A 14,500-nucleotide genomic window follows, 5' to 3' on the forward strand; every position below is an offset into this window, starting at 1 on the left:
ACCGCGGTTTTGGCACTCGCAGCGGAATTCCGGCATCCACTTGTGAACCAGGATCAACAGTGTTTTCCCAGGGCGAGGCTTAATCCGGAACAGCAGAGCGCGCAGGCTACGCACTCCCGATTCCCGCCCCCCAGGAAACCCTCCCATGAATTCCAGAGCCGCCTTGCTGGCGCTTGCCGTCGGCGCCTTCGCCATCGGAACCACCGAGTTTGCGCCGATGGGCCTGTTGCCAGTCATCGCCGACGGCGTGGGCGTGGGCATTCCCACCGCCGGCATGCTGATCACCGCCTACGCCGTGGGCGTGATGCTGGGGGCCCCGGTGATGACGCTGCTGATGGGACGGTTCGGCAAGCGCACCGCGCTGATGCTGCTGATGTCGATTTTCGTGGTTGGCAACCTGCTCTCGGCACTGGCCCCGAACTACGGCCTGCTGCTGCTGTCGCGTCTGGTCACCAGCCTCAATCACGGTGCCTTCTTCGGCATCGGTGCGGTGGTCGCCGCCAGCCTTGTGCCTAAGGACAAGCAGGCTGCTGCCGTGGCCACCATGTTCATGGGCCTGACCATCGCCAACATTGGCGGCGTGCCGCTGGCCACCTGGGTGGGCCAGCAATTGGGCTGGCGCCTGTCCTTCGCCGGTACGGCGGTGCTGGGCCTGGTCGCGATCACCGCGCTGGGCTTCGCGCTGCCGGCGTCTGCGCCGGGTCCGCGCCCGGACGTGCGCCGCGAACTGAGGGCGATCCTGCAGCCGCAGGTGTTGCTGGCGATGGGCACCACGGTCCTCGGCGCGGGCGCGATGTTCACCCTCTACACCTACGTGGCGCCGGTGCTGACCGAGTTGACCGGCGCCTCCAATACCTTCATCGCGATGTCGCTGGCCCTGATCGGTATCGGCTTCACCTTCGGCAACGGCATCGGCGGGCGCATGGCTGACTGGTCTCTGGATGGCGCCACCCGCATCCTGTTGGCCGGCTTGGCGGTGCTGATGTTCCTGCTGCCGTTGGCCTTCATGCACCATGCTACTGCGGCGCTGGGCGTGCTGCTGTTCGGCGCGGCGACCTTCGCCATCGTGCCGCCGCTGCAGATCCGGGTGATGCAGGCGGCCAGCGAGGCGCCGGGCCTGGCGTCGTCGATCAACGTCGGTGCGTTCAACCTGGGCAATGCGGTGGGCGCCGCGCTGGGTGGTGCGGTGATCAGTTCGGGGCTGGGTTACGCGGCGATCCCGGTGGCCGGTGGCCTGCTGGCGGCCACGGGGTTGCTGCTGGCATGGCTGGGGCGTCCGCGCACTGCGGTGGCTGAAGCCTGCTGAGGGGTGTTGGATTCCGGCAGGGCTGCGCCCTGCACCCGCAGAGGCAACGTCAAAAGCTGGGCTACTGAGGGATGGCGGGGCGGGTCCGGTGGCGGGGGACGCCGTAAACCCGTCCCTGGGGGCTTGGCCGCGGCATCCATGCCGCGGACACCCCCGCCACCGGACCCACCCCGCCTTCGACAGTCTTCCGCGATCTGTCGGAATGCGTTCTGCGCTGCTGTTGGTAGGTGTCGATCTTGGTCGACACGGTAGATCCACGCCATGCGTGGATGGCAGACACCAGGAATGTCTGAAGGGTCGGCTTTTGCCTTTGGCTTTTCTTTTGATCTTCCCGCGGTGCGCAGAAAACTGTCCATGGCCGGGAGGGTGGGTCGGCTGGGGGCGTGAGCCGCATGGATGCGGCGACCGAGCTTACATGGACGTACTTGCAGCGGCCCCCAGCCGACCCACCCTCCCGGCCCATCCCCGAGCTGGCTGGGCCACACCGCGGAGGGGGCCGCGCCCGATGGCCGGTCTTTCACCCGAACCATGGCATGCTCGGTGCCCAGTCCACCCGGAACCTCCGCCATGCGCCTGTTCACCCGTGTCCTGCCCCTGATGCTGCTGGCTTCCCTGCTGTCCGGCTGCGGCTACAACGCCATCCAGCAGAAGGATGAAGCGGTCAAGGCCAGCTGGTCGGAGGTCATCAACCAGTACAAGCGCCGCGCCGACCTGGTGCCCAACCTGGTGCAGACCGTGAAGGGCTTCGCCAGCCAGGAAGAGCGCGTGCTGACCGAAGTCACCAATGCCCGTTCGCGTGTCGGCCAGATCAACGTCAATGCCGACGACGAAGCCTCGCTCAAGCAGTTCCAGCAGGCCCAGGGCGAACTCGGCAGCGCCCTGTCGCGGCTGCTGGTGGTGACCGAGAACTATCCGGAGCTGAAGTCCGACCAGAACTTCCGCGACCTGCAGGCGCAGCTGGAAGGTACCGAGAACCGGGTCACCGTCGCCCGCGGCCGTTACATCCAGCAGGTGCAGGACTACAACACCTACATCCGCTCGTTCCCACAGGTGATCACCGCCAAGATCTTCGGCTACAAGACCAAGCCGAACTTCACCGTGGAAAACGAAGCGCAGATCTCCAACGCGCCGGCGGTCGATTTCGGCAACGCGCCGCAGCAGCAGCCGGCACCGCAGCCGGGCCACTGACCCATGCGCCTTGCCACTGCGCTGCTGGCCCTGCTGCTGTGGCTGCCGCTGGCCTCGCAGGCGCAGCAGCTGGCGCCGGTTCCTGCGCTGGATTCGCCGGTGGTCGATACCACCGGCACGCTGGATGCCGCGCAGAAGCAGGCACTGGTGCAGCAGGCGATGGAACTGCAGCAGCGCAAGGGCAGCCAGCTGCAGGTGCTGGTGGTGCCCACCACCCAGCCGGAAGACATCGCGCAGTACACCACGCGCGTCTTCGACCAGTGGCAGATTGGCCGCAAGGGCGTGGATGACGGCGTGTTGCTGGTAGTGGCCAAGGACGACCGGCGCGTGCGCATCGAGCCGGGCTACGGTCTGGAAGGTGCGATTCCCGATGCCATCGCCAACCGGGTCATCCAGGAATACCTGGTGCCGCGCTTCCGCAGCGGCGACTACGCCGGTGGCATCACCGATGCCACGGCGGTGCTGGTCAAGTTGATCGACGGCGAAACGCTGCCGGCACCGGTCAGCGGCCATCGCGGGCGTGAGCCCAGCGGTGGCGGTGATACCTGGTTCCTGGCGCTGTTCATCGGTGTGTTCGCCGGCAGCATCCTGCGCGGCGTGTTCTCGCGCGTGCCGCGTCCGCTGCGTGGCGTGCTCGGCGGTGCCGGTGCAGCCCTGGCGGCGTTCCTGTTCACGTCCACGCTGCTGGCCAGTGGCCTGGCGGGCATCGTAGGCCTGATCGTGGCCATGCTCTCAGGACACCCGGGCCGCTTTGCCGGTGGCGGTGGCTGGGGCGGTGGCAGCTGGGGCGGGGGCGGCGGCTTCGGTGGCGGTGGAGGATTTGGCGGCGGCTGGGGAGGCGGTGGTGGCCGCTCCGGTGGTGGCGGTGCTTCGGGGGGCTGGTGATGATCCAACGACTGTGTCGTCATGTGTTTTCGCCGTCGGTACGGCGCGCGTTCCCGCCGGCCACCCTGCAGGCGATCACCGAGGCCATCGCGGCCGGTGAGCAGCGCCACGGCGGGCAGGTGATGTTCGCGGTGGAAGCGGACCTTCCGCTGGCCGCGCTGTGGCACAGGGTCAGCCCGCGCCAGGCCGCCGAGCATGCGTTTGCCCGCCTGCGCACCTGGGATACCACCCACAACAATGGCGTGCTGATCTACCTGCTGCTGGCTGACCACGCCATCGAGATCGTCGCCGACCGTGGCCTGCACGGCCGGGTCAGCCCGGCGCAGTGGCAGCGGGTCTGCACCCACCTGCGCGAGGGCCTGCGTGGTTCCCATCCGGTGGAAGCGCTGCAGGATGCCATCGACGAGGTCTCCAGCCTGATCGAAGGGCACTTTCCGGCCTCGACGCGGTCGAACGATGACGCGTTGCCGAACTCGCCCCAGCTCCTTGGTTGAGCCGGGGCGGCACTGGCCCGAGAATAGGCGTTCAACCGCAAGGCACCTTCCATGATCTATTTCCACGACATCGACCCCATCGCCCTCTCGCTGGGGCCGATCAAGGTGCACTGGTACGGCATCATGTACCTGCTCGGCTTCACCGCGGCCTGGCTGCTGGGCCGCAAGCGCATCGCCGCCGGTCGCCTGCCGGGCGTCGATGCCAACGGCTTCTCCGACCTGCTGTTCTACGCCATGCTCGGCGTGGTGCTGGGCGGACGCATCGGCTACATGCTGTTCTACGCGCTGGGCGATTTCCTGCACAACCCACTGCTGCTGTTCAAGGTCTGGGATGGCGGCATGAGCTTCCACGGCGGCCTGCTCGGCGTACTCGGTGCCTGCTGGTGGTGGTCGCGCAAGCACGCGCTGCACTTCTTCGACACCATGGATTTCATGGCGCCGCTGGTGCCGCTGGGCCTGGGCTTCGGCCGCATCGGCAACTTCATCGGCGCCGAGCTGTGGGGCAAGTACACCGACGGCACGTGGGGTGTGGTGTTCCCGTCCGGCCTGCCGGCGCCGCTGAACCAGCTGGACCACGCGACCCTGCAGACGCAGTTCGCGACCGGTGCGCTGAACCAGTTCGCGCGTCATCCGTCGCAGCTGTATGAAGCGTTCCTGGAAGGCCTGGTGATGTTCGTGGTGCTGTGGGCCGTGTCGGCCAAGCCGCGCCACCGTTACCTGGTGGGTGGCCTGTTCGCGCTGCTGTACGGACTGTTCCGCTTCGCGGTGGAGTTCGTGCGCATGCCCGACAACGGTGTCTACGTGGCCTTCGACTGGCTGACCCGCGGCCAGATCCTCAGCCTGCCGCTGATCGCCTTCGGCCTGGTGCTGCTGGTGATGTCGCGCCGCGCGCCGGTACTGCAGCCGCAGCTGCCGGTGGCTGCCGAGGGCAAGGCATGAAGGCTTACCTGGACCTGCTCTCGCACGTGCTCGAGCACGGCGCCGAGAAGAGCGACCGCACCGGCACCGGTACGCGCAGCGTGTTCGGCTGGCAGATGCGTTTCAACCTGGCCGACGGCTTCCCGCTGGTCACCACCAAGAAACTGCACCTGCGCTCGATCATCCATGAGCTGCTGTGGTTCCTGAAGGGCGACACCAACATCGGCTACCTGAAGGACAACCAGGTGCGGATCTGGGACGAGTGGGCCGACGAGAACGGCGACCTCGGCCCGGTCTATGGCAAGCAGTGGCGCAGCTGGGCCACCGCCGATGGTCGCGAGATCGACCAGATGCAGTGGCTGGTGGACGAGATCAAGCGCAACCCCGATTCGCGTCGGCTGGTGGTCAGCGCCTGGAACGTAGGCGAGCTATCGCAGATGGCGCTGATGCCGTGCCACAACCTGTTCCAGTTCTATGTGGTGGACGGCAAGCTCAGCTGCCAGCTCTACCAGCGCAGCGGCGACATCTTCCTCGGCGTGCCGTTCAACATCGCCAGCTACGCGCTGCTGACCCACATGGTGGCGCAGGCCACCGGCCTGGGCGTGGGTGATTTCGTGCATACGCTGGGCGATGCGCACCTGTATTCGAACCACTTCGAGCAGGCGCGCGAGCAGCTGTCGCGTGAACCGCGCGCGCTGCCGAAGCTGTGGTTGAACCCGGAGGTGACCGACCTGTTCGGCTTCCAGTTCGACGACATCCGCATCGACGGCTACGATCCGCACCCGGCGATCAAGGCGCCGGTAGCGGTATGAGTTCCCGATTGATTTCCGGGGGCCTGCTGGCGCTGGGCGGCATGCTGCCGCTGGCCATGGTGCAGGCCGGACCGGCCGATGCGCTGTCGTTGGCCCGGCAGGTCAATGAGCAGATCGTGCACAAACACATGCGCGAGGAAGTGCAGGCGTTCGCTGGGGCGTTCAACGGCAGCACGATGATGCCCCAGGATGTGCCGGAAGGCTGCCGGGCGCAGATGCGTGAGGCGGTAACCGGCATGTACACGGCGATGACCGAGCACCTGAAGGCGGGTGTCGAGGATCCGGCCTATCAGCGCGTGCTCGAGCAGCAGCTTGCCACCGTCTATTCAAGTGACCAGTTGCAGGCATTTCTGGCACGTCGTGCCAGCACCGACACTGCTGCGTTGTCGGCAGACATCCTGTCAGGACCGGGCCTGAAGGATATCGAAGAGGCGCAGAAGCAGAAGATCCTCGATGGCCTGGATGAGCAGTCCACATCCAGCCCCGAGCTGGCAGCGGCGCTGCAGGCTGCCAGTGCCGCCAACGCTGCCTGCGAACGCCTCCAGATCGACGCCAGCTGAGGAGGTGGTAGCAATGAAGCTGTCGATGATCGTGGCGCTGGATCGCAACCGTGGCATCGGCCAGGGCAATGCCATGCCCTGGCACCTGCCAGATGATTTCAAGCACTTCAAGGCGCTCACCCTGGGCAAGCCGATCCTGATGGGGCGCAAGACGGCCGAGTCGATCGGCCGCGTGCTGCCGGGGCGGACCAACCTGGTGCTGACCCGCAGCGGGCAGGTGCCGTTCGAGGGCATGCGCGCGGTAGCGTCGCTGGATGAGGCGAAGACGATTGCCGAACGCGAGGGCGCCAGCGAGCTGTGCATCATCGGCGGCGGCGAGATCTTCCACCAGCTGCTGGACCAGGCCAGTGACCTGTACCTGACCTGGGTGGATGCCGAAGTCCCCGCCGACACCCACTTCCCCGAGGTGGACGCCGCGGTGTGGCAGGATGTGAGCAACGAACTGCATCCGGCCGATGCGCGCCACGCGTATGCGTTCCGGTTCGTGCACTACGTGCGCCGCTGATCGCAACGCATTTGTAGAGTCGAGCCATGCTCGACTGCTGTCGGCGGACACATCAGGGAGCCGAGCATGGCTCGGCTCTACAGAACCGGCCGTTGCAATGTTCAGGGCATCCGGTAATGCCCGATGATGGCGTGCTGGAACAGCAGATTCTCTTCGCGTGTGCCGCGCGCGATGTTGTGCAGTACCAGCGGCGTGCCGTTGGCCAGCTTGCGGTCGGAGACGATGCCCACGTGCAGCAGGCCGTTGCCGTTGAGCTTCCAGGCGACGATGTCGCCGGCCACGTAGTCGGCGGCGGCGGCCGTGATCGGTTGCTGCCAGCCCTGCCGTTCGAACCAGCGCATCAGGTTCGGTACGCGACGATGATCGATGTTGCGATCCGGCCGTGTCAGGCCCCAGATCGCCGGATAGGCGCTGAAATTCCCGCGCATGTCTTCATGCACGCGGGCCTGCAGGTCCAGGCCCAGGCTGCGCAGCGCACGCACCACCACGTCGGTGCACACGCCGCGATCGAGCGGGACGTCGCCGCCGGGATAGGCCAGGACCTGGTAGGCGGGATCGTAACGGGTGGTGACGCCGATCTGCGCGCGCGCTGCGGCTACCAGTGGCGGCGAAGGCGCCTGTAGGGGTGCCGACGCGTGACCGGCGTCGGCGGCAGCGTCGGGGGCGCGGGACGGACCGGGCTGGCAGCCGCTGACGCTGGCCAGCGTCAGCAGCAGCACCGTCCATGGTGCCCAGCCGCGTCGCGTCATGCCTGCGGCGCTGCGCCGTTGTTGTTGGGACCGCTGGAGCCACCACCACCCCCACCGCCGCCTCGACGGCGACGACGGCGCGGCCCGCGATTGCCCGGGGTGGCGGCCGGAGCGTTACCGCCGCCCTGTTCCTTGCCCTGCGCCGACGCAGCCGGGCGCTCGTGCGCCGGGCGCGCGGGCGGGCGGGCGTTGGGCACGGGGGCGGGTACATCGCGGCCTGGCACCTGCACCACGCGCAGTTCATCGGTATCGAGCTGGATCGCGGTGAGCTTGCCGCCCCACACCGCGCCGGTGTCGATGGCGTGCACGCCCTGGGTGATGGTCAGGCCCAGCGCCGACCAGTGGCCGCAGACCACCTTCAGGTCGCGCTCGACCCGGCCCGGCACTTCGAACCAGGGATACAGCCCCTGTTCCTGCGTGCCCGGCGTGCCCTTGTCCTCGATGCCGATGCGTCCGCGCGGGGTGCAGTAGCGCATGCGGGTGAGCACGTTGATGATCGCGCGCGAGCGGTCGTAGCCGGACAGGTTGGGGGCCCAGCTCGGCTTGTCGCCGTACATGTTGCGGAACAACTTGCGGTAGCCGGCGCCGTGCAACTGTGCCTCGACTTCAGCCGCATGCTTCTCGGCCATCTGCGTGGTCCACTTCGGCGCCAGGCCGGCGTGCACCATCATCCAGCCCAGTTCGCGGTCCACGTGCACCAGCTTCTGCAGGCGCAGCCAGTCCAGCAGTTCGTCGCGGTCCTCGGCCTGCACGATGCGCAGCAGGTCCGGGTTGACCTTGCGCTGTTCCTCTTCGGTGCGGGCACCGACGGCCAGCAGCGAAAGGTCATGGTTGCCCAGCACCACCACGCTGTGCTCGCGCAGCGAATGCACCAGCCGCAGCGTTTCCAGCGACTGGCCACCCCGGTTCACCAGGTCGCCGCAGAACCACAGGGTGTCCTGCGCCGGGTCGAAACGGATCTTTTCCAGCAGTCGCTGGGTGACGTCATAGCAGCCCTGCAGGTCGCCGATCGCCCACACACTCATCGTTCGGCCTCCGTGTCAGTGCAGGGTACGCGGGATGGCCAGCACGAAAGGTGCGACCGGCGCGGCAAATTCGGTGCCGTCGTCGGCGACCATGTCGTAGTGGCCCTGCATGGTCCCGTGATCGGTCCCCAGCATGACACCGGACGTGTAATGGAAGTCTTCACCGGGACGCAGGCGCGGCTGCTCGCCGATCACCCCGTCGCCGTCGACATGCTCGACGCGACCGTTGGCATCGGTGATGCGCCAGTGGCGTGCGACCAGGCGCGCGGCAACACGTCCCTGGTTGTGGATGCGGATCGTGTAGGCGAACGCATAGCGCCCGTCTTCCGGCGCGGATTGATCGTCGAGGAAGCGCGGTGCGACTTCGACGGAGATGGCATAAACGTCAGCGTCTTCCATACCGGCAGTGTAATCAGGAGGCATTGGCCAAGGCGATGAATTCGGCCACGTCCAGCTGTTCGGCGCGGGCATCGGGACGCACGCCGGCGGCAACGAACTGTTCGGCGGACACCACGTTGTTCAGGGCGTTGCGCAGGGTCTTGCGGCGCTGCCCGAAGGCGGCCTTGACCACCTCGGCGAAACGCTTGTGGTCGTTGATGTTGATTGTGGCCGGGTCACGCGGCACCAGCCGCACCACGGCCGAATCGACCTTCGGCGGCGGCCGGAACGCGCCCGGCGGCACCACGAACAGCGAGGTCACCTGGCAGTAGGCCTGCAGCATCACGCTGAGCCGGCCGTACACCTTGCTGCCGGGGCCGGCGGCCATGCGGTCGACCACTTCCTTCTGCAGCATGAAGTGCATGTCGCGGATCACCGCGGCATGTTCCAGTGCATGGAACAGGATCGGCGAGGAGATGTTGTAGGGCAGGTTGCCGACCAGGCGGATCGGCTGGCCGGCAGCCAGCTCGGTGAAGTCCACGCGCAGCACGTCGCGGTGGACGATGGTCAGCTCGCCCAGCGGCTCGGCGGCGGCGGTCAGCGGCGCGATCAGGTCGCGGTCGAACTCGATCACCGTCAGTTTCGGATGCACGCGCAGCAGCGGCAGGGTGATCGCGCCCTGGCCGGGACCGATCTCGACCAGGCGGTCACCGTCTTTCGGGTTGACCGCCATCACGATCTTGTCGATGTAGTGGCGGTCGGCCAGGAAATGCTGGCCAAGCTGCTTCTTGGCCGGGGCGGTGAACACCGGGCCGGAGGGGGAATGCGGGGAATTCATGCGCTCAGTGTACGTTGCCGCGCAAGCTGCGCACACAACGTCGTTGCCGCCTGCAGGCTGGAAGGATCGGCAATGCCGCGCCCGGCCATATCCAGTGCCGTGCCATGGTCCACCGCCACGCGCGGGTAGGGCAGGCCCAGGGTCAGGTTCACCGCCTGCTCGAAGCCCGAATACTTCAGCACCGGCAGGCCCTGGTCGTGGTACATCGCCAGCACGGTGTCGAAGCCCGCCAGCTTGGCCGGCAGGAAGGCGGTATCGGCCGGCAGCGGCCCGATCAGGTCCATGCCCTCGGCGCGCAGGCGCTGCAGCAGCGGGATGATCAGGTCCAGCTCCTCACGACCCAGATGGCCGTCTTCGCCGGCGTGCGGATTCAGGCCGAGCACGGCGATGCGCGGCGCAGGCAGGCCGAACTCGCGACGCAGGGCGGCATGCACGGTGCGCAGGGTGTGTTCCAGGCGGGGCGCGGTGATCGCGTCGGCCACCTCGCGCAGTGGCAGGTGGGTAGTGGCCAGGGCCACGCGGACGATGTGGTTGGCCAGCATCATCACCACCTTCACCCCGGCCTGGTCGGCCAGCAGTTTGGTGGTCCCACTGTAGGCGATGCCGCCTTCGTTGATGACCGCCTTGTGCACCGGGCCGGTGACCACGCCGTGCAGTTCGCCGGACAGGCAGGCCTGGCCAGCACCGAGCAGGGCGCCGATGACGGCGCCGGCATTGGCTGGGTTGGCCTGGCCGAAGTGGCTGGGCACGGTATTGGCCACAACGCGCACACGCAGATCGCCGGGGACGCGTGCTTCGGCGTCCTCGGGCAGCAGCTGCAGCGGCAGGTTCAGCGCGGCGGCGGCCGCGCGCAGGGTATCCGGGTCGGCGAAGGCCAGCAGCCGGCAATCTTCACGCGGCTGCTGGACGAGGCGGACACACAGCTCCGGGCCGATCCCGGCGGGCTCGCCCGGTACCAGAGCGAGCTCGGGACGCATCGGTCAGGACTGCGGCGGCGTGGCGGTGTTTTCCGCGCGGTCGCCGCTGCGGAAGCTGACGTAGGCTTCGCCACGCAGTTCCTGCAGGAAGCGGTTGTACTCGTCTTCCAGCTTGCGGCGGCCGATGGTCTCGCGGACCTGGGCACGCTGGTTGTCGTTGGTTACGTCGGTCTGGCGGGTGGCTACGCGCTGCACAATGTGCCAACCGGCATCGGTGCGGAACGGCTGGCTGACGCCGCCATCCTGGATGCCGGCCACCTGCTGGCCGAACGCCGGACCGAACGCGTCGACCGGGAACCAGCCCAGATCGCCGCCCTGGCCCTTGCTGTTGTTGTCCTCGGAGGATTCCTTGGCCACGGTTTCGAAATCCGCGCCGCCGGCGATGCGGGCCCGCAGGGTATCGATCTTGGCCTTGGCGGCAGCGTCGCTCTGGTGATCGTCCACGCGCACCAGGATGTGGCGGCCGTGGTACTCGGTGACCGTGTGCTCACCACCGCTGGCGGCGCTGGCATCACGCACTTCCACCAGCTTCAGCAGCTGGAAGCCGCTGGGGCCGCGGATCGGGCCGACCACTTCGCCGGGCTTCATCTTTTCCATCAGCTGGGCGAAGGCCTGCGGGATTTCATCCAGGCTGCGCCAGCCCAGATCGCCGCCTTCCAGCGCGTTCGGGCTGTCCGAATAACGCACGGCGGCCGCGTTGAAGTCCAGCTCACCCTTGTCCAGCAGGGCCTTCACGCCCTCGGCCTTCTTCTGGCCGGTGGCGATCTGGTCGGCGTTGGAGCCGTCGGGCAGGGCGATCAGGATGTGCGCCAGGTGGTACTGGTTGCCCACCGTGGCCTGCTGCTTCAGCGCGGCGTCCACTTCACCCTCGCTGACGCTGATGCGGCTCTGCGCGAAGCTCTGGCGCAGGCGCTGCACGGTGATTTCATCGCGCACCGAAGCACGGAAATCGTTGAAATCGATGCCGTCGTGGGCCAGGCGCTGGCGCAGTGCATCCAGGTCCGAGCCGTTCTGCTGGGCGATGGCATTCATCGCCTGGTTCAGCTCCTGGTCGCTGACGCGGATGCCGCTGCCCTGGGCGCGGGCCACCTGCAGCTTGACCAGCACCAGGCGCTCGAGCACCTGGCGGCTGAGCACGTCTTCCGGCGGCAGCTGGTTTTCACGGCCGGCGTACTGCGCCTTGATGTTGGCGATCGCACGCTGGAGCTCGCTCTGCAGGATCACGTCCTCGTCGACGACGGCGGCGATGCGGTCCAACGGCTGCGCCTCCTGCGCGAGCACCTGCAGGGGGGCGGACACGCTGGACACCGCCAGCAGGGAGGCGAGAAGAACGGGGAAGCGCTTGGTCATGGGATCTGATTCGGATCGTAGTCATCCCGGGTCGCCCCGGTGTTGCTGGGCGGCACGAGATAGAGGTCGTCGCGGTTGTAGCCGAGGATAGCACGGCGCAGCGTACGGTCCGTGTCCTGGCCGATGGAGCTGAGGCCCTTGAGCACGAACTCCAGCTGGAAGGAGTTGTTCATGTCGCCTTCGCGGTTGCGCACGTAGCGGCGGGCCACCGCACGGACCGCCAGGCAGCAGCTGTCCCACTGCACGCCGGCGATGATCTCCAGCGGTTCCTTGTCCTGCAGCGAGTAGTAATACCGGCCCACCAGGCTCCAGCGCGCATTCAGCGGGTACAGGAACGACAGGTCGGCCTGCTCCAGCAGGGTCCGGTCATGCTTGTTGGCGGTCGCCGGGGCGCCGGCGTTGATGCGGTAGCGGTAGCTGAGGTTGATCACGCCATCGTTGGGCATCAGATAGCGGGCGCGGACGCTGGCCAGATCCTCGCGCTTGTACTTCGGGTCCCACTGGTAGGTGGCGCCCAGGGTCCAGCGGTCGTTGATCATGTAGTTGCCGTCGGCGATCCAGGCCGACTTGCCCTTCTCCACCGGTGCGCCGCCCGGCGTGGTGCTGACCCGCGATTCGTCGAAGTACTGGATCTGGCCGATCGCGGCCGAGAAGCGTTCCTTGCCGGTGGTCTGGTCGATGAAGCGGGTGCCCAGTGCCAGGGTCAGCTGGTTGGCATCGTTCTGGCGGTCGGCGCCGGTATAGCGCGAGTCGCGGAACAGCTGGCCCCAGCTGAAGGTGAAGTCACGGGTGTCGAAGATCGGCAGCTCGTCCTGGTTGCGATAGGGCGTGCGCAGGTAGAACAGGCGCGGCTCCAGGGTCTGCAGGAATGACTTGCCACCGATCGACGTCTCGCGATCGAAGAACAGGCCGGCATCAAGGCTGCCGATCGGCAGGCTGCGGCTGGGCGAGGTATTGCCGCGCAGTTGTTCCGGGGTGGCCGTGGCCGGGTCGATGCCCTGCGAGCGCAGGATCTGGGCCTGGATGCCGTTGACGCCGTCGACCAGGCCGCGGTCCAGCTGGTAGGCCGTATAGCGGTAGGCCAGGGTCGGGGTGATGTACCAGGCCGCGCCACTGATCGGGAACGACACGTACGGCTTCACGTCCAGGCGCGAGCCACCGCTGATGCCAATACCGGATGTCTGCTGGATGCCGTTCCGCGTGTACTGCAGATCCGTGCCCCGGTCCGGTCCGTACTTGAAGTTGACGTCGTCGTGGGTGAAGCGCACCGCTTCGGTGTAGATGCCGGTTTCCAGCCACGGCAGCACCGGCTTGTTCCAGTTCAAGAACAGGCGTGGCTCGCGGTTGTAGGGCAGGGCGCGCTCGTCGAGGGTGTAGTCGGTCAGCTGCCAGCGGTCGGCCATGATGCCGGCCGTCCAGTTCTGGCCGGTGCCGTACAGGCCGATGGTGCTCTGCAGGTTGGAGGCGGTCACGCCCACCAGGCGGTTGGCGAAGTCCTCGACATAGCGCTCGTCGCTCACCCAGGCCAGGTTGGCGCGGGCCTGCCAGTGGCTGTTCACGTTGTGGTAGCCGTCGAACATCACCCGGCCGCGGTCGCGGTCGCGCAGCTTGTCGTTGGGCATGTAGCTGGTCAGTACCTCGCCACGGCCGCCGTTGTAGAGGTAGCGGAACTCGTTGTCGAGCAGCAGGCCGCGCCGGCTCATGTAGCGCGGGGTCAGGGTGTCATCGTAGTTCGGCGCCAGATTGAAGTAGATCGGCTGCGCGTAGTCGAAACCGTTGCGGCCGGACATGCCCAGCTGCGGGAACAGCAGGCCGGTCTTGCGGCGGTCATCGATCGGGAACTTGAAGTACGGCGCCCACAGCACCGGCACCTTGCCGATGCGCAGCACCGCGTTGCGCGCCGTGCCGAAGCCTTCGTCGTTGTCCACTTCGATCTGCGGCGCTGACAGCTTCCATACCGGCTGCGACGGGTCGCAGGTGGTGTAGGTGGAGCGGTGCATCTGGCCGACCGCGCCCTGCAGGTCGACCGACTCGGCATCGCCGTTGCCCCGGCGTGACACCAGCTGGTACTTGATGTCGGAGATCTTGTGGGTGTCGCTTTCCTGGTTGCCTTCGGCACGCTTGGCGACCATCCGGATCGACCCGTCCTGGTAGCGGACATTGCCGTCGGCGATGTAGTTGCCGGTCTCGGTGTCGAAGCTGAGCTTGTCGGTGCCGACGAACTGGTCACCCCGGCGCAGCGCCACGTTGCCCTCGTACTGCGGCACGGTGGTGGTGCCCAGCAGCTGGTCACCTTCGATGTCGGTCGGCTGGTTCTCGCGGGCGGCCGCGGCGGCAGCCTTGTCCTGGGCCGGGACCGGGGTGGGGGCGTCGGTGAACGCGGGAATGACGTCGGTGGCCGGGCACAGGCCCCAGTTGAGCGGCTTATCATCGGCCATCGCCGGCAGGCTGATGGCGATGCTCAGAGGCAGGGGAAGCAGGCGGAGGGCTCGGCGCACGCGGTTCGGATTCGGGC

General features: G+C 67.4%; 14 protein-coding genes and 1 pseudogene. 8 read left to right on the forward strand and 7 right to left on the reverse strand.

Going from position 1 to position 14,500, the window contains the following annotated elements:
- Positions 1-145: 145 nt before the first annotated feature.
- The 8 genes from M1L61_RS03425 (at position 146) to M1L61_RS03460 (ending at position 6,668) form a co-directional block, all read left to right on the forward strand.
- The gene (locus tag M1L61_RS03425) at positions 146-1,306 is read left to right on the forward strand and encodes an MFS transporter (RefSeq protein WP_248854328.1); all 1,161 of its coding nucleotides are present in this window, start codon (positions 146-148) and stop codon (positions 1,304-1,306) included.
- A 567-nt stretch (positions 1,307-1,873) separates the two neighbouring features.
- The gene (locus tag M1L61_RS03430) at positions 1,874-2,494 is read left to right on the forward strand and encodes a LemA family protein (RefSeq protein WP_248854329.1); all 621 of its coding nucleotides are present in this window, start codon (positions 1,874-1,876) and stop codon (positions 2,492-2,494) included.
- 3 nt (positions 2,495-2,497) lie between these two features.
- On the forward strand, positions 2,498-3,379 hold the full coding sequence (locus tag M1L61_RS03435; protein WP_143994787.1) for a TPM domain-containing protein: 882 nt from the start codon (positions 2,498-2,500) through the stop codon (positions 3,377-3,379).
- Complete coding sequence (locus tag M1L61_RS03440; protein WP_043398070.1) at positions 3,379-3,873, forward strand: TPM domain-containing protein; 495 nt, start codon at positions 3,379-3,381, stop codon at positions 3,871-3,873. Before M1L61_RS03435 ends, M1L61_RS03440 begins: the two co-directional genes overlap by 1 nt.
- Before the next feature lie 51 nt (positions 3,874-3,924).
- A complete protein-coding gene (gene lgt / locus M1L61_RS03445; protein ID WP_109815236.1) occupies positions 3,925-4,812 on the forward strand; it encodes a prolipoprotein diacylglyceryl transferase in 888 nt (295 codons plus the stop codon).
- Positions 4,809-5,603: a thymidylate synthase gene (locus M1L61_RS03450; protein ID WP_012479193.1), complete on the forward strand. Its 795-nt coding sequence runs from the start codon at positions 4,809-4,811 to the stop codon at positions 5,601-5,603. The genes lgt and M1L61_RS03450 overlap by 4 nt, the downstream gene beginning before the upstream one ends.
- Positions 5,600-6,163 (forward strand): hypothetical protein, encoded by a 564-nt coding sequence (locus M1L61_RS03455; RefSeq protein WP_241900419.1) that lies wholly within the window; start codon positions 5,600-5,602, stop codon positions 6,161-6,163. Before M1L61_RS03450 ends, M1L61_RS03455 begins: the two co-directional genes overlap by 4 nt.
- A gap of 13 nt (positions 6,164-6,176) precedes the next feature.
- Positions 6,177-6,668 carry a dihydrofolate reductase gene (locus M1L61_RS03460; protein WP_248854330.1) on the forward strand — a complete coding sequence of 164 codons (492 nt, stop codon included), beginning with the start codon at positions 6,177-6,179 and terminating at the stop codon, positions 6,666-6,668.
- Positions 6,669-6,769: 101 nt separating this feature from the next.
- Here M1L61_RS03460 and M1L61_RS03465 read toward each other — a convergent pair whose 3' ends face one another.
- The 7 genes and pseudogenes from M1L61_RS03465 to lptD form a co-directional block, all read right to left on the reverse strand.
- Complete coding sequence (locus M1L61_RS03465; RefSeq protein ID WP_248854331.1) at positions 6,770-7,417, reverse strand: DUF1287 domain-containing protein; 648 nt, start codon at positions 7,415-7,417, stop codon at positions 6,770-6,772.
- Positions 7,414-8,442, reverse strand: a complete 1,029-nt coding sequence (locus M1L61_RS03470; protein ID WP_248854332.1) for a symmetrical bis(5'-nucleosyl)-tetraphosphatase — start codon at positions 8,440-8,442, stop codon at positions 7,414-7,416. The genes M1L61_RS03465 and M1L61_RS03470 overlap by 4 nt, the downstream gene beginning before the upstream one ends.
- A 15-nt stretch (positions 8,443-8,457) precedes the next feature.
- A complete protein-coding gene (gene apaG / locus M1L61_RS03475) occupies positions 8,458-8,841 on the reverse strand; it encodes a Co2+/Mg2+ efflux protein ApaG (protein ID WP_005412297.1) in 384 nt (127 codons plus the stop codon).
- Positions 8,842-8,854: 13 nt separating this feature from the next.
- A complete protein-coding gene (gene rsmA / locus M1L61_RS03480) occupies positions 8,855-9,658 on the reverse strand; it encodes a 16S rRNA (adenine(1518)-N(6)/adenine(1519)-N(6))-dimethyltransferase RsmA (RefSeq protein WP_005408139.1) in 804 nt (267 codons plus the stop codon).
- Positions 9,655-10,635 (reverse strand): 4-hydroxythreonine-4-phosphate dehydrogenase PdxA, encoded by a 981-nt coding sequence (gene pdxA / locus M1L61_RS03485; RefSeq protein WP_248854333.1) that lies wholly within the window; start codon positions 10,633-10,635, stop codon positions 9,655-9,657. Before pdxA ends, rsmA begins: the two co-directional genes overlap by 4 nt.
- 18 nt (positions 10,636-10,653) lie before the next feature.
- Positions 10,654-11,985 (reverse strand): annotated as a pseudogene (locus M1L61_RS03490) (peptidylprolyl isomerase); the annotation flags it as partial.
- Complete coding sequence (gene lptD, locus M1L61_RS03495) at positions 11,982-14,483, reverse strand: LPS-assembly protein LptD (RefSeq protein WP_248854335.1); 2,502 nt, start codon at positions 14,481-14,483, stop codon at positions 11,982-11,984. The pseudogene M1L61_RS03490 and the gene lptD, both read right to left, overlap by 4 nt.
- Between the last annotated feature and the right edge of the window lie 17 nt (positions 14,484-14,500).

Origin of the sequence: Stenotrophomonas sp. NY11291, assembly GCF_023277365.1 — a bacterium.
GTDB classification, from domain to species: domain Bacteria; phylum Pseudomonadota; class Gammaproteobacteria; order Xanthomonadales; family Xanthomonadaceae; genus Stenotrophomonas; species Stenotrophomonas geniculata.

What these genes read in the sequence shown, in the direction of transcription:
- M1L61_RS03425 (WP_248854328.1), top strand. Translation starts at nt 146, where the DNA reads ATGAATTCCAGAGCCGCCTTGCTGGCGCTTGCCGTCGGCGCCTTCGCC.
- M1L61_RS03430 (WP_248854329.1), top strand. Translation starts at nt 1,874, where the DNA reads ATGCGCCTGTTCACCCGTGTCCTGCCCCTGATGCTGCTGGCTTCCCTG.
- M1L61_RS03435 (WP_143994787.1), top strand. Translation starts at nt 2,498, where the DNA reads ATGCGCCTTGCCACTGCGCTGCTGGCCCTGCTGCTGTGGCTGCCGCTG.
- M1L61_RS03440 (WP_043398070.1), top strand. Translation starts at nt 3,379, where the DNA reads ATGATCCAACGACTGTGTCGTCATGTGTTTTCGCCGTCGGTACGGCGC.
- lgt (WP_109815236.1), top strand. Translation starts at nt 3,925, where the DNA reads ATGATCTATTTCCACGACATCGACCCCATCGCCCTCTCGCTGGGGCCG.
- M1L61_RS03450 (WP_012479193.1), top strand. Translation starts at nt 4,809, where the DNA reads ATGAAGGCTTACCTGGACCTGCTCTCGCACGTGCTCGAGCACGGCGCC.
- M1L61_RS03455 (WP_241900419.1), top strand. Translation starts at nt 5,600, where the DNA reads ATGAGTTCCCGATTGATTTCCGGGGGCCTGCTGGCGCTGGGCGGCATG.
- M1L61_RS03460 (WP_248854330.1), top strand. Translation starts at nt 6,177, where the DNA reads ATGAAGCTGTCGATGATCGTGGCGCTGGATCGCAACCGTGGCATCGGC.
- M1L61_RS03465 (WP_248854331.1), bottom strand. Translation starts at nt 7,417, where the DNA reads ATGACGCGACGCGGCTGGGCACCATGGACGGTGCTGCTGCTGACGCTG.
- M1L61_RS03470 (WP_248854332.1), bottom strand. Translation starts at nt 8,442, where the DNA reads ATGAGTGTGTGGGCGATCGGCGACCTGCAGGGCTGCTATGACGTCACC.
- apaG (WP_005412297.1), bottom strand. Translation starts at nt 8,841, where the DNA reads ATGGAAGACGCTGACGTTTATGCCATCTCCGTCGAAGTCGCACCGCGC.
- rsmA (WP_005408139.1), bottom strand. Translation starts at nt 9,658, where the DNA reads ATGAATTCCCCGCATTCCCCCTCCGGCCCGGTGTTCACCGCCCCGGCC.
- pdxA (WP_248854333.1), bottom strand. Translation starts at nt 10,635, where the DNA reads ATGCGTCCCGAGCTCGCTCTGGTACCGGGCGAGCCCGCCGGGATCGGC.